The sequence below is a fragment of the Pedobacter flavus genome (genome assembly GCF_036324285.1).
In the GTDB taxonomy this organism is placed as follows: domain Bacteria; phylum Bacteroidota; class Bacteroidia; order Sphingobacteriales; family Sphingobacteriaceae; genus Pedobacter; species Pedobacter flavus.
Genome location: NZ_JAZDQU010000002.1, coordinates 675792 through 690239, shown reverse-complemented (window position 1 = coordinate 690239; position 14448 = coordinate 675792). Strand labels below are relative to the sequence as shown.

Sequence of the window (14448 nt, the reverse complement as noted above, 5' to 3'; positions counted from 1 at the left end):
ACTTAATTAAAACTTTTGCAATCAAAAAATTGAATAATTTTTAAAATCATTAAAACTATTTAAAATCACTTCAAAAAAAATTATAAATACTAAAAATATTAGCATATTTTTGTTTATGCATTTTGCAATTGTAGATATCGAAACAACTGGTGGACATCCATCCATTAATAGAATTACAGAAATTTCTATTATCATACACAATGGAGAAAAAGTGGTGGAAAAATTTTCATCATTAATTAACCCCTTAAAACCTATTCCAATATACATAACTGCTTTAACTGGAATAAACGATGAAATGGTTGTCAATGCTCCAAAATTTCATGAAATAGCACCAAAAATAATTAGCTTATTAGAGGGAAAAATATTTGTAGCACATAATGTAAATTTTGATTATTCTTTTTTAAAACATCAGCTAAATGAAATTGATTATGTTCTAAACCTGAAAAAACTATGTACAGTTAGGCTATCCAGAAAGTTAATTCCTCAATTACCAAGTTATAGTTTAGGGAAATTATGCAATTCATTAAATATTGAAATTCATAATAGACATAGAGCCGAAGGCGACGCTACTGCTACAACAATATTATTTGAACATCTTTTAAAATTAGATGTAGATAACCATATCACTCAAATGATAAAAAAAGGTTCCAAAGAGCAACAATTACCACCTCATATTGAAAAAGAACAATTTTTAAATTTACCTACCCTACCTGGTGTTTATTATTTTAAAGACAATAAAGGAAAAGTTATTTATGTAGGTAAAGCTGTCAATATTCAGAAGCGGGTATTAACCCATTTTTCGGGTCATAATCCATCCAAACAACGACAAGATTTTATAAAAAAAGTACATTATATTGAAAGTACGAGTTGTGGAACAGAATTAATGGCACTTATAACTGAAGCTACTGAAATTAAAAGGTTATGGCCAGAAAATAATAAGGCATTAAAAAAGTACGAAGCCACTTATGGATTATACGAATACGTAGATCAAAAGGGGTATTTAAGATTAGGTATCGATAAAAAAAATAAGAATATTCAGCCTTTTATAAGCTTCAATAATTTATTAAATGCATTAAATTTTTTAAATAATTGGGTAGAAACTCATGATTTATGCCCGAGATTAAGTGGTATTTATAAATTTTCCTATAATTGTGAGCAAAATAGACCTAATTGCAATTGCTTAAAAAGCCATGATGAATATAACCAATTGGTAGAAAAAGCAATAGATCACTTAAATTTAGAGAAACCTCAATTTATGTTAATTGATAAAGGTAGATCTGCCGTAGAAAAAAGCTGTATTTTGGTAGAAAATGGTAAGTTTTATGGAATGGGCTATCTTCAAGAAGATCAAATTAGCAATATCCAAGAACTAAAAGACGTGCTTACACCCTATCCTTCAAATTCATATATATTATCATTGATTTTAAATCATGCTGAAAAATATCCATATAAAGTGAAGCCTATTTATTAAGATTTAGTAGCTTCAACTATCATTTTTTCAGCCAATTCTTTCCCTAAATATTTATCTAAAATGGCATGTACTACATATAAAATAGGTGTCAACAATAAAGCCACTGTAAATTTATAGATATAACCCACGAAGCCTAAAGCTGCTACCATTTGCCAAGTCCAATCGTAATTAGGATTTATATAAAACGCAATAAATATAACCACATAACTATCGATCAATTGGGAAACAACCGTTGATCCAGTTGCCCTTAACCATAACATTCGTCCACCTGTAAGTTTCTTTATTCTATGGAAAATTAGAACATCAGCCATTTGTCCGACTAAAAATGCGGTTATAGACCCCACAATAATCCACATTCCTTGACCAAAAATGGCGCTATATGCATCGTCCATGTTTAATGTACGATCACCCAAATCACGAATCGACCAAAAATCTGAACTAGGTAACCAAATAGAACCTGCTACGGCAAAAAAGGCAAATCCAATTAAAATTGCGGTCAAAATAGATAAAAATCTAACTTGCTTAACCCCATAATACTCATTAATAATGTCGGTTAAAACAAATATAATGGGCCAGGTTAAAATGCCGGCCGACATATTAAATGATAATCCTTCTACACCAAACAAATTAATATCGAATTTAGAAATCCTTAAAGTCTCTTCAACCGAAAATATTTTCACCCCAATAAATTCGGAGATAAGTGCATTCATTACAAAAATTGCACTTAATATTACAAACAGCCTACTCTCTTTAGTTGTGAAATTCATATCGAATATTAGTATTGGACTAAATTAGTTAAAAAAGAAATAAAAGAATACTATAATTATTAGGCGCTATATACGTTTTTTTATACATTAGCATCAATGAGTATTTTAAGTTCAAAACTGCCAGGAATTGGCACTAATATTTTCACAACCATGTCGCAATTAGCGACAGAATATAAGGCGATTAACTTAGCACAAGGGTTTCCTGATTTTGAAACTAATCCAAAACTTATTTCCTTAATTAATAAAGCTTATGCTGGCGATCATAATCAGTATGCTCCCATGGCAGGAATTATGAGTTTAAGGGAGCGTATATCAGAAAAATTTGAAAATTTATATAATGTAAGCTATAATCCAGATACCGAAATTACGATTACGGCTGGTGGCACTCAGGCTATTTTTACCGCCATTGCATCTGTTATTTCTCCTGGCGATGAAGCCATTATTTTTGAACCTGCATACGACTGCTACGGACCTACGGTAAAACTATTTGGAGGGCTTGTAAAAACGTATGAAATGGCTCCGCCAGATTTCAAAATTGATTGGCAAATTGTAAAGAAGTTAATTTCCGTTAATACAAAGCTTATTGTTCTTAACTCACCTCATAACCCTACTGGGACATTATTAGGGCCCGAAGATTTTAGAGAATTGCAAAGAATTACTGCAGGAACAGATATTTTAATATTGAGTGATGAAGTGTACGAACACATCACATTTGACGGTCATAAACACATCACAACAGCTAGTTATCCAGAATTACGAGAACGATCATTTATAGTAGCTTCTTTCGGTAAATTATTACATGCTACAGGTTGGAAAATGGGTTATTGTTTAGCACCCGAAAATTTAATGAAAGAATTTAGGAAAACACATCAGTTTAACGTTTTTTGCGTCAACAATCCTATGCAATGGGCCATAGCTGAATTCTTAAAATCAAAAGATGCTTATTCAGATATAAATGGATTGTTCCAACAAAAAAGAGATTTTTTTAAAGATTTATTAAAAGGTAGCAAATTTGCTCTTTTACCTTGTAATGGATCTTATTTTCAATGCGTTAGTTATGAAAATATTTCCGATGAAAAGGATTTAGTATTCGCTGAACGACTAATTAAAGATTATAAAGTTGCAGGAATTCCAATTTCTTCATTTTACCAGCGGAATACAGATAATAACCTATTACGTTTCTGTTTTGCTAAAAAGAATGAAACTTTAGAAAAAGCAGCTATCCAATTATTAAAAATTTAACCATTTAAACATGGAAAATCCTGAATATTTACAAATAGAAAATCTAAAAATTACCGTATTTCAGGCCTACTTGTTTTGGGAGAATATTGAAAAGAATTTACAAAATTTAACCCTCAGAATTTCTGCCGGAATTAGAGAAAAGACCGACTTAATAGTACTTCCTGAAATGTTTAACACAGGATTTACTATGAACGTTGAAACCCAACACGAAGAAATGGGTGGCAGAACTATGCAATGGATGAAGCACGTTGCATTTAAAATGGATTGTGTGGTAACTGGAAGTTTAATTATTAAAGAAAACGACCGTTATTATAACCGCCAAATATGGATGAATCCAGATGGAACTTTTCAACAATATGATAAAAAACATCTTTTTGGTTTAGGTAATGAAGATAAAAACTTTACTCCAGGTAATAATCCCCTCATTGTTGAACTAAAAGGTTGGAAAATAAGACTAGCAATATGCTATGATTTAAGATTTCCAGTTTGGCTGAGAAATGTTGATCAATCCTACGATTTATTATTAATTATAGCCAGTTGGCCTGATAAAAGAGTACTACACTGGAAAGCTTTAGTAGCTGCCCGAGCGATAGAAAATCAAAGTTATGTAGTGGCCGTTAATAGAGTTGGGCACGATGGTAACGAAATTTATCATAGTGGTCATTCTATGTGTTTAGATCCGAATGGAAATACTATTTATTATAAACCTGAGGATGAGGATTTATACACTTTCAGTATAAATTATCAGGAATTAGTGAAAATTAGACGCCAATTTCCTTTTTTAAAGGATGCAGATAAATTTACAGTTTAACATGATTAACAGAAGAAAATTCATAAAAGGAGCTGCTTTAACTTCAACTTTTGCTGCTATAGATAAATTAGGTATTGCCCAAGTTGTTCCTAGTACCCCTAAAAAATTAAAAAATAATCCAATTGTTATTTCTACTTGGGATTTTGGTGTAGCAGCAAATAAAGCTGCCTGGACAATACTAGAAAAAGGTGGAAAAGCAATTGATGCTGTAGAAATTGGGGTAAAAGTGGCAGAGGCTGACGAAAACAACCAAACTGTAGGCTATGGAGGATTACCTGATAGAGATGGTAAAGTTACCTTAGATGCTTGTATTATGGACCATGATGGTAATTGTGGAGCTGTTTTAGCTTTAGAACACATTAAACATCCTATATCTGTAGCGCGATTGGTAATGGAAAAAACACCCCATGTAATGCTAGCTGGTACAGGAGCCTTTCAATTTGCATTGGAAAATGGATTTAAAAAGGAAAATTTATTAACTCCAAATAGTGAAAAAGCTTGGAAAGAATGGTTAAAAACTTCAAAATATCAACCTGAAATCAATATTGAGAATAAGCTTTACGACCAAGTGGCTCCGCAAAAGTTGCCAGGAAATGAATATAATCATGATACCATTGGTATGTTGGCATTAGATGCATCAGGCAATTTATCTGGGGCTTGTACAACAAGTGGTATGGCATATAAACTTCATGGAAGAATTGGCGATAGCCCAATTATTGGCGCTGGTTTATATATAGATAATGAAATTGGTGGTGCAACATCAACTGGTGTTGGAGAAGAAGTTATTAGAAATGTAGGTAGTTTTCTAGTGGTAGAACTTATGCGTCAAGGTTTAAGTCCAGAAGATGCTTGCAAAGAAGCGGTAATGAGGATTATTAGAAAGAAACCAAATATTGCTAAAAATATTCAAGTTGGTTTTTTAGCCTTAGATAAAAATGGAAATTATGGCGCTTATGCTATTCAACAAGGCTTTACTTTTGCCGTGTGTAATCAACAAAAAAACGATTTAACCATAAAAGGAAAAAGTTATTATAGTTAATGATTAATTCCCCTTCTAATATTCTTGAAATCTGTGCAAATGGCTATAATTCTGCTTTAGCAGCAGAATTGGGTGGCGCACATCGAGTAGAGTTATGCGACAATTTAAATGAAGGTGGAACGACACCAAGTATCGGACAATTAAAATTATGCTTAGAAAAATTATCCATTCCTGTTGTTCCAATTATTAGACCTCGAGGTGGCGATTTTAATTATTCGACAGTTGAATTGGATATTATGATTCAAGATATCTTAGCATTTAAAAGCATAAATTGTAAAGGAATCGTAATTGGTGCCCTAAATAATCAAAACCAAATTCATAAAGAATATACCAAGATATTAATAGAAGCCGCTGGCACAATGGAGGTGGCTTTTCATCGAGCTTTCGACAGAACACCTAATTTATTTAAGTCATTGGATATTTTAATTGATTTAAATATTAAAAGGGTTTTAACTTCAGGTGGACAAAAAACTGCCTGTGAAGGAATTTCAACTATCCAAAAAATAGTTAAACAAGCTAATCAAAATATTGAAATAATGCCCGGAAGTGGTATCAATGAATCAAATATTCTATTTTTAAAAGAACAATCAGGTGCTACAAATTTTCATACCACCGCAAAAAGTATAAATTCCAAACCATCTACGTCCATTTTCACAGATCTAAGAGACGACTATCCATTAACAGATGTTAATGTTGTTAAACAGATACTTGAAAAACTAAATCCATCTTAATGAAATACCTTCCTCTCCTATTAATATTTTTATTTGCAAGTTGTTCAATTATCAAAGAAGCTTCAAAGTTAAAAGCGCCTAAGTTTGCTAAAGGTCAATTTATGGATGATTATGGGATAAAATATGAAATTAATGACTCAACATGGGTACAAAATGGCAAGACGAAGTATAACATCTTAAAATGGAATATTAAAGAAGGATATTTAATTGCACAAAACGATAGTAATAATAAATATGATGCTGGTTTATTCACCAGAATAGATTTTATTAAATTAGATGACATGAATCCATTTCTATGGGGATTTTGTTTATCTGCTTATAAAGCTAAAGATATTGAAGAAGCCATGAATCCTAAAAATATAGATGTAAAAAATCCGAAAAAAGGTTGTAATGGTTATCCATTCAGTAGAATGAAAAAAATAAATTAAAATGAAACGTTCTATATTATTCGCATTAATTTTATTTTCTACGCTTAAATTAAATGCTCAGGATTTACGTAATCTTACTCAATATGTAAATCCATTTATAGGTACAGGTGGTCACGGACATACCTATCCAGGTCCATCCTTACCATTTGGGATGATTCAACCAGGACCAGATACTAGACTCGAAGGTTGGGACGGTTGCTCTGGATATCATTATACAGACAATAAGGTATATGGTTTCTCACAAACCCATTTAAGCGGAACAGGAATTCCTGATTATTGCGATTTTTTAATAATGCCAACCGTTGGTAAAGTTGAATTTGATAAAGAACAATACGCTTCTGAGTTCTTAAAAAAGAATGAAAAAGCAATGCCAGGATATTACGCTACATTTTTGGAAAAATATAATACAAAGGCAGAAATTACTACTGGTCTAAGAAATGGATTATATAGATTTACTTTCCCTAAAAACGACAAAAGCAATATTATTATAGATTTAACGCATAGAGATAAGGTTTTAGATAGCTGGATAGAAATTGTAAATAATAAAGAAATAAAAGGATATAGAAAATCTAGTGCTTGGTCTAAATCACAAGTACTTTATTTCCATCTTATTTTTGATGTTCCATTTGTTGAGGCAGGTATTGCTGACCATGGTGTAATTAAAAAAGGAATAAAAAAGCTTAAAAGTAAAAACACAAAGCTTTACGTAAGATTTAATACCGTAAATAACCCAGTTGTTATTACAAAAATTGCGATTTCTGCCGTAGATTCTAACGGAGCTTTAAAAAATCTTGAAAGCGAGTTTAAAGATTTAAATTTTGACAAGGCACGTTCATTAGCAAATGAAGTTTGGAATAAGGAATTAGCTAAAGTTATAGCTAAAGATAAAAACATTGATAAATTAACTATCTTTTATACAGCACTCTATCATAGCTTACTTAACCCTAATCTTTACATGGATGTGGATCATCGATACAGGGGTTTAGATAAAAAAATACATACGGCAAAAGATTTTAATTATTATTCAGTTTTCTCTTTATGGGATACTTATCGTACAGAGCACCCACTTTTAACTTTACTGGATAAAAAGAGAACTTTAGATTTCATCAAGACGTTTTTAGCGATGTACCAACAAGGAAAACAATTACCAGTTTGGCCATTAGCAGAAGAAGAAACTTTTTGTATGATTGGTAATCATGCTATTCCCGTAATTGTTGATGCTTATGCCAAAGGAATAAGAGATTTCGATGTAGAATTGGCTTTAAGTGCCATGAAACATTCAGTAAATAGAAAGCAATTTGGAATTGATGTTTATAGAGATTTTGGTGCGGTTATGGCCGATAAAGAACACGAAAGCGCATCTAAAACGGTCGAATATGCTTATGATGACTGGGCTATTGCTCAATTTGCAAAAATGATTGGTAAAAAAGATGATTATGTTACTTATATCAGCAGAGCACAAAACTGGAAAAATGTATATGATCCAGTAACCAAACACATTAGAGCAAGGTATAATGGCGGATGGTGGAAACCATTTAACGCAACGGAGGTAAATAATAATTATACTGAAGGAAATTCATGGCATTATAGTTTTAGTACCCAACAAGATGTAAATGGTCATATTTTAATGATGGGTGGAGTTGAACCTTTCTACGCTAAGTTAAATGAACTGTTCACAACGAATGCCACTTTAACAGGGCGCGATCAAAGTGATATTACGGGGTTAATTGGTCAATATGCTCATGGAAATGAACCAAGTCACCACATGGCTTATTTATTCAATTTCACCAATCGGCCAGATAAAACCCAATTATACGTTAATAAAATTTTAAACGAACAATATTCTAATCAACCTAACGGATTATCTGGCAATGAAGATTGCGGACAAATGAGCGCTTGGTTGGTAATGAGTGCTATGGGTATCTATCCATTATCTCCAGGAAATAATCAATATCAAATTGGAACACCTTGGTTGGATGAAATAACAATTTATCTTGATGGAAAAACTCCATTTACTTTTAAAGCTAATAATAGAACGATTGATAATTTTTATTTCGATGGTATTAGCTTAAATAACAAGCAGTATAATCGGTTAGATTTTGATTACGATGATTTAAAAAATGGAGGTGTTTTAGAATTTAAAATGACTTCTAAAGCAGATTTGAATTTCCTGAATGGATTAAAAAAACCAAACATCCATATAAATGAAGAATTAATTGTTCCAAATCCAATTATAGATGGCCCACAAGAAACTTTTAAAGGTACAACTGAGGTGAGTTTAAGCAACGCATTGCCAAACACAATTACCTACTATACTTTGGATGGTAGTATTCCAACAAAATTTTCGTCAAAATATGAAACCCCTATAAAAATCAATAAATCTACCACGGTAAAGGCAATTGCTTATAAAGAGGGTTACAAACCTAGTTATTTAAGCACAGCCGCTTATACCCTATTTGATTCTCCTTTTAAAATAACAACACATTCGGAAATAAATGAGAGTTATACCGGTGGTGGTAACGATGCATTAATAGATGGAGTTAGAGGCGAACTAAATTGGAGAGTTGGAAACAAATGGCAAGGTTTCTGGGGTAAGGATTTCGAAGTTACGATAGACTTAGGTACAATAATGACTGTAAAAGAAGTTGGTTTAGGCTCTATACAAGATACTCAGGCATGGATAATCTTCCCTCCTACAACTACATTCTACTTATCTAATGATAATGTCAATTTTAAGCCTGTGGCTACAATTAAAGCGCCTGCAAAACCAAACGATTATACTTTACAAACCAAAAATATTGTGGGTACGATAAATAAAAACGGTAGATATCTTAAAATTATAGCCAAAAATTACGGTATTTTACCAGATTGGCATGAAGGCAAAGGTGGTTTAGCTCATTTATTTTTTGACGAAATCACAATTAAATAAGAAAAACAGCTGAATAACAGTACAACATAATTTAAAATCGTGAGAATATCCTATCTTTGCCGAAAATGAAGCAAATACGTAATTTCTGCATAATAGCACATATAGACCACGGCAAGAGTACGCTTGCTGATAGGTTATTGGAATATACCAACACGATTTCTCAACGTGAAGCGCAGGCTCAGTTATTAGATAATATGGATCTCGAAAGAGAACGTGGTATTACTATTAAAAGTCATGCAATTCAAATGAATTATTCATTAGATGGTGTTGAATATGTTTTTAACCTAATTGATACACCTGGACACGTAGATTTTTCATATGAAGTTTCTAGATCAATTGCAGCGTGTGAAGGTGCGTTATTAATTGTAGATGCATCACAAGGTATTCAAGCGCAAACTATTTCAAATTTATATTTAGCACTTGAACATGATTTAGAGATTATTCCAATTCTTAATAAAATGGATCTTCCAGGAGCAATGCCTGAGGAGGTTAAAGACCAAATTATTGATTTAATTGGATGTAAAAGAGAAGAAATTATCCCTGCATCTGGAAAAACAGGTATGGGAATTCCTGATATTTTAAAAGCTATTGTAGAAAGAGTGCCAGCTCCAGTTGGTGACCCTAATGCTCCTTTACAAGCTTTAATTTTTGATAGTGTTTTTAATTCCTTTAGAGGGATTATAGCCTATTACAAAGTGGTTAACGGGGAAATTAAAAAAGGTGATAAAGTAAAATTTATCAATACCGGAAAGCAATATTTAGCAGATGAGGTAGGTATTTTGAAATTAGATATGTCGTCAAGATCTTCTGTAAAAACGGGAGATGTGGGTTATATTATTTCTGGTATTAAAGAAGCAAGAGAGGTTAAAGTTGGTGATACTATAACTACGGTCGACAACCCATCATTAGAAGCTATTCAAGGTTTTGAGGAAGTAAAACCAATGGTTTTTGCGGGTATCTATCCAGTTGATACAGACGAGTACGAAGAACTAAGGGAAGCCATGCATAAGCTTCAGTTAAATGATGCTTCAATTGTTTTCGAACCAGAAAGTTCTGCTGCTTTAGGATTTGGATTTAGATGCGGTTTCTTGGGTATGCTCCACATGGAAATTATTCAAGAGCGTTTAGAAAGAGAATTCGACATGACGGTTATTACTACCGTACCAAACGTATCATATATTGCCTATACTACCAAGGGTGATGAAATTATAGTAAACAACCCTTCTGATTTACCAGATCCAAGTAAATTGGATTCGGTTGAAGAACCGTTTATAAAAGCTAATATTATTACTAAAGCAGAGTTTGTAGGACCGGTTATGTCTCTTTGTATTCAAAAGAGAGGTACAATCGTTAATCAATCTTATTTAACTTCTGATAGAGTGGAGTTGATTTTCGAAATGCCAATGGGTGAAATCGTATTTGATTTTTACGATAAACTGAAAACCATTTCTAAAGGTTATGCTTCGTTTGATTATCACCAAATTGGATATAGAAAATCTGATTTAGTAAGATTAGACATGCTTTTAAATGAGGAGCCTGTTGATGCTTTATCTTCATTAATTCATAGAAGTAATTCTTACGATTTTGGAAAAAAAATATGTGAGAAATTAAGGGAATTAATACCGCGTCAGCAATTCGAAATTAAAATTCAAGCTTCAATTGGTGCAAAAGTTATCGCAAGAGAAACTTTAAGTGCGCTTCGTAAAGATGTTACAGCTAAATGTTATGGTGGTGATATCTCGAGAAAGAGAAAATTATTGGAGAAACAGAAAAAAGGTAAGAAAAGAATGCGTCAAGTTGGTAACGTAGAAATTCCTCAAACTGCGTTTATGGCAGTTTTAAAACTCGATTAAAATCAATAATATGCAGTTATTAGATGGTAAATTAGTATCGGAAAAAATTAAAGCAGAAATTGAAATTGAAGCTGCTGAATTTTTAAATCAATCAGGAAGAAAGCCACATCTTGCGGCTATTCTAGTTGGTAATGATGGCGGAAGCGAAACTTATGTGGCTTCTAAAATGAAAAATTGCGAAAAAGTAGGATTTAAATCATCATTATACAGATACGATTCTAGTGTTACTGAAGAGGAGTTGATTAATAAAATAATTGAAATTAATGCTGATGCGGAAACAGATGGATTAATTGTTCAATTACCTTTACCTAAGCATATCGATCCTGATAGAATTACTGAAACAATTGACCATAAAAAAGATGTTGATGGTTTCCATCCCATTAATTTGGGAAGGATGTTGAGGAATTTACCATGCTTTTTACCTGCTACACCTTATGGAATACTTATGTTACTAAAAGAATATAAGATAGAAACATCAGGCAAAAATTGTGTAGTTATCGGTAGAAGTAATATTGTGGGTAGTCCGATGAGTGTTTTAATGTCTAGAAATGATTATCCTGGCAACTGTACGGTTACTTTAGTTCATAGTAAAACACAAAACTTAAAAAAAATAGTACAAGAAGCTGATATTATTATTGCAGCTATTGGAAAGAAGAATTTTGTTACAGCAGATATGGTGAAAGATGGTGCTGTTATACTTGATGTTGGAATAAATAGAGAAACTTCTACTGAAACAAAATCTGGATTTAAGTTGTATGGGGATGTAGATTTTGAGCATGTAGCGCCAAAAACTTCATTTATTACTCCTGTACCAGGGGGAGTTGGACTAATGACAATTGTGGGTTTATTAAAGAACACCCTAGCTTCAGCAAAAAAAGAAATTTATTCTTAACTGAATAGTTTTTTCCACCAACTCAATTTTAATCCAACAAATAAATTATTGGATTCCCATTTTAGGGGGAATTTGGTTATATAATCTCCTTGTCCAGCACTTCCTCTCCCACTTTCTAAATCATAGGAATAGCGATGAATTGGACATATTAATTTATTTTTCTCACACCAACCGGTATAAAGTAAACCGCCAGCATGTGGGCATTTAGATTGAAATAAATGGGGCTTACCTTGGTTTATAACCAAGGTATACTTTTTATTTTCTACGAGAATAGGATAAACACCATCATCGGTTGGAATACTAGAATTGACCTTAACCCACCTATAATTCATATCGCAAGATACGAGAGAATGTTAAATTATTATCCTTATTGAAAGCAATTTCGTAACTTTGTCTATACAAATGTCATTACAAGTACCTCCAGACGGCTCTCTACTTCCATTAATGGAAGAATTCTACACTATTCAAGGTGAAGGTTTTAATACAGGTAAAGCTGCTTATTTTATTAGGCTGGGTGGATGCGATGTGGGTTGTCATTGGTGTGATGTTAAAGAAAGTTGGGATGCCACGCTTCATCCATTAACTCCCACAGAAAAGATTGTAGAAAATGCTAATAAATATCCAGGAAAAGCGGTTGTAATTACAGGTGGAGAACCTTTAATTTATAATTTAGATCCACTTACTATAGCTTTACAAAATAAAGGCATACAAACCTTTATTGAAACATCTGGAGCCTACCCCTTATCTGGTAAATGGGATTGGATATGTTTGTCTCCAAAAAAGTTTAAATCGCCAAGACCAGATGTGATTGCAGTTGCAGATGAGATTAAAATAATTGTTTTTAATAAAAGTGATTTTGCTTGGGCAGAACAACATGCGCAGAACGTTGGACCAAATTGTAAATTATATTTACAACCTGAGTGGTCTAAGCATAAAGAAATGACCCCTTTAATTGTAGAATATGTAAAAGAAAATCCAAAATGGGAGATTTCTTTACAAACACATAAATACCTAAATATTCCTTAATTTAGATTAAAATTTAAATTAAGCACGATGTCTCAAAACTTTCAAAATCATAAAAGGATATTTAAACCTTTTCATTTATTCTTAATTCCAGTCTCGTTATTAGGGTTCATTTATTCATTATACGTTTTATTTAATGAATTTAATTATGCAAATGCTTCGATAAGCTTATTATTTTTCCTTGTATTATTAAGTTCTGCTTTATCAAGAGTATCCGCTTTAAAAGTGCAAGATAGAGCCATCATTAATGAATTTAAATTCAGATATTATTTATTATCTGGTAATACGGTCAACGAAAACCTTACTAAAAGTCAACTTATAGCTTTAAGATTTGCTTCTGACGAAGAGTTAATTGATTTAACAAAAAAAGCTGTTACCGAAAAATTATCAGCAACAGCTATTAAGAAATCTATAAAAAATTGGAAAGCAGATTATAATCGTGTTTAAATTATAATATTGCTTTTCTTATTTTAACGAGTTTAGTAAGTAAATCTTCTAAATAATCTAAATGTAGCATATTTGCACCATCAGATTTCGCGATTTGAGGGTTTGGATGTGTTTCTATAAATAATCCATCAGAACCTACAGCTATAGCTGCTTTAGCTATTGTTTCAATTAATTCTGGTTTTCCACCAGTTACACCTGTAGATTGATTGGGTTGTTGTAGCGAATGCGTACAATCCATAACCACAGGCACATTAAAAGATCTCATTTCAGGAATCCCTCTAAAATCTACGATTAGATCCTGATAACCGAATGTATTACCTCTATCAGTTAAGATTACTTTATCATTACCTGTTTCTTTAATTTTTTCAACCGCAAATTTCATAGATCCTGCAGAAAGAAATTGTCCTTTCTTAACATTTACCACTTTTTGAGTTGCTGCTGCGGCTAGTAATAAATCGGTTTGTCTGCACAAAAATGCTGGAATTTGAAGAACATCCACATAAGCTGCTGCCATAGCTGCTTCACCGCTTTCGTGAATATCAGTTACAGTAGGAATATCAAACGTCTTCCCTACTTTTTCCAGAATTTTTAATGCCTTTTCATCACCAATTCCTGTAAAAGAACTCCCTTTACTTCTATTAGCCTTTCTATAAGAACCTTTAAAAATATATGGTATTTCTAGCTTATCAGTAATTTTAACAATTTTTTCAGCAATTTCTAGAGCCATATCTTCTCCTTCAATTGCACATGGACCAGCCATTAAAAAAAAGTTATTCGAATCAGTATGTTTTATATTATTTAATAAATTTTTCATA

At 32.3% G+C, this 14448-nt stretch carries 14 protein-coding genes; 11 read left to right on the top strand and 3 right to left on the bottom strand.

The genetic code is table 11. The features are described from left to right. Positions 1 to 115 precede the first annotated feature (115 nt). A complete protein-coding gene (locus VRU49_RS09165; protein ID WP_330146479.1) occupies positions 116 to 1471 on the top strand; it encodes an exonuclease domain-containing protein in 1356 nt (451 codons plus the stop codon). Here the strand turns inward: VRU49_RS09165 and VRU49_RS09160 are convergent. Further along, positions 1468 to 2238, bottom strand: a complete 771-nt coding sequence (locus VRU49_RS09160; RefSeq protein ID WP_330146478.1) for a queuosine precursor transporter — start codon at positions 2236 to 2238, stop codon at positions 1468 to 1470. The two genes, VRU49_RS09165 and VRU49_RS09160, sit on opposite strands and share 4 nt — an antisense overlap. A gap of 96 nt (positions 2239 to 2334) precedes the next feature. Here VRU49_RS09160 and VRU49_RS09155 point away from each other — a divergent pair, with 96 nt between their 5' ends. From VRU49_RS09155 to VRU49_RS09120, 8 genes are all read left to right on the top strand, one after another. Next, the gene (locus VRU49_RS09155) at positions 2335 to 3480 is read left to right on the top strand and encodes a methionine aminotransferase (protein WP_330146477.1); all 1146 of its coding nucleotides are present in this window, start codon (positions 2335 to 2337) and stop codon (positions 3478 to 3480) included. Between the two features lie 10 nt (positions 3481 to 3490). After that, positions 3491 to 4291: a nitrilase family protein gene (locus VRU49_RS09150; RefSeq protein ID WP_330146476.1), complete on the top strand. Its 801-nt coding sequence runs from the start codon at positions 3491 to 3493 to the stop codon at positions 4289 to 4291. After that, on the top strand, positions 4269 to 5330 hold the full coding sequence (locus tag VRU49_RS09145; RefSeq protein ID WP_330146475.1) for a glycosylasparaginase: 1062 nt from the start codon (positions 4269 to 4271) through the stop codon (positions 5328 to 5330). Before VRU49_RS09150 ends, VRU49_RS09145 begins: the two co-directional genes overlap by 23 nt. Continuing rightward, positions 5330 to 6061, top strand: coding sequence for a copper homeostasis protein CutC (locus tag VRU49_RS09140; RefSeq protein WP_330146474.1), 732 nt, complete (start codon positions 5330 to 5332; stop codon positions 6059 to 6061). The genes VRU49_RS09145 and VRU49_RS09140 overlap by 1 nt, the downstream gene beginning before the upstream one ends. Further along, the gene (locus VRU49_RS09135; protein WP_330146473.1) at positions 6061 to 6489 is read left to right on the top strand and encodes a hypothetical protein; all 429 of its coding nucleotides are present in this window, start codon (positions 6061 to 6063) and stop codon (positions 6487 to 6489) included. The genes VRU49_RS09140 and VRU49_RS09135 overlap by 1 nt, the downstream gene beginning before the upstream one ends. A 1-nt stretch (position 6490) precedes the next feature. Continuing rightward, positions 6491 to 9418 carry a GH92 family glycosyl hydrolase gene (locus VRU49_RS09130; RefSeq protein WP_330146472.1) on the top strand — a complete coding sequence of 976 codons (2928 nt, stop codon included), beginning with the start codon at positions 6491 to 6493 and terminating at the stop codon, positions 9416 to 9418. A gap of 65 nt (positions 9419 to 9483) precedes the next feature. Beyond that, positions 9484 to 11271, top strand: coding sequence for a translation elongation factor 4 (gene lepA / locus VRU49_RS09125; RefSeq protein WP_330146471.1), 1788 nt, complete (start codon positions 9484 to 9486; stop codon positions 11269 to 11271). A 10-nt stretch (positions 11272 to 11281) separates the two neighbouring features. Then, positions 11282 to 12163 (top strand): bifunctional 5,10-methylenetetrahydrofolate dehydrogenase/5,10-methenyltetrahydrofolate cyclohydrolase, encoded by an 882-nt coding sequence (locus tag VRU49_RS09120; RefSeq protein WP_330146470.1) that lies wholly within the window; start codon positions 11282 to 11284, stop codon positions 12161 to 12163. Here VRU49_RS09120 and VRU49_RS09115 read toward each other — a convergent pair. Further along, entirely contained in the window at positions 12160 to 12495 is a 336-nt protein-coding gene (locus VRU49_RS09115) for a Rieske (2Fe-2S) protein (RefSeq protein WP_330146469.1), read from the bottom strand. The genes VRU49_RS09120 and VRU49_RS09115 overlap by 4 nt on opposite strands. A gap of 70 nt (positions 12496 to 12565) precedes the next feature. Here VRU49_RS09115 and VRU49_RS09110 point away from each other — a divergent pair, with 70 nt between their 5' ends. Together VRU49_RS09110 and VRU49_RS09105 are read left to right on the top strand one after the other, a co-directional pair. Next, positions 12566 to 13189, top strand: coding sequence for a 7-carboxy-7-deazaguanine synthase QueE (locus VRU49_RS09110; protein WP_330146468.1), 624 nt, complete (start codon positions 12566 to 12568; stop codon positions 13187 to 13189). 27 nt (positions 13190 to 13216) lie between these two features. Continuing rightward, positions 13217 to 13633, top strand: coding sequence for a DUF6526 family protein (locus VRU49_RS09105; RefSeq protein WP_330146467.1), 417 nt, complete (start codon positions 13217 to 13219; stop codon positions 13631 to 13633). Position 13634: 1 nt separating this feature from the next. Here VRU49_RS09105 and kdsA read toward each other — a convergent pair whose 3' ends face one another. Continuing rightward, entirely contained in the window at positions 13635 to 14447 is an 813-nt protein-coding gene (gene kdsA, locus VRU49_RS09100) for a 3-deoxy-8-phosphooctulonate synthase (RefSeq protein ID WP_330146466.1), read from the bottom strand. Position 14448 lies beyond the last annotated feature (1 nt).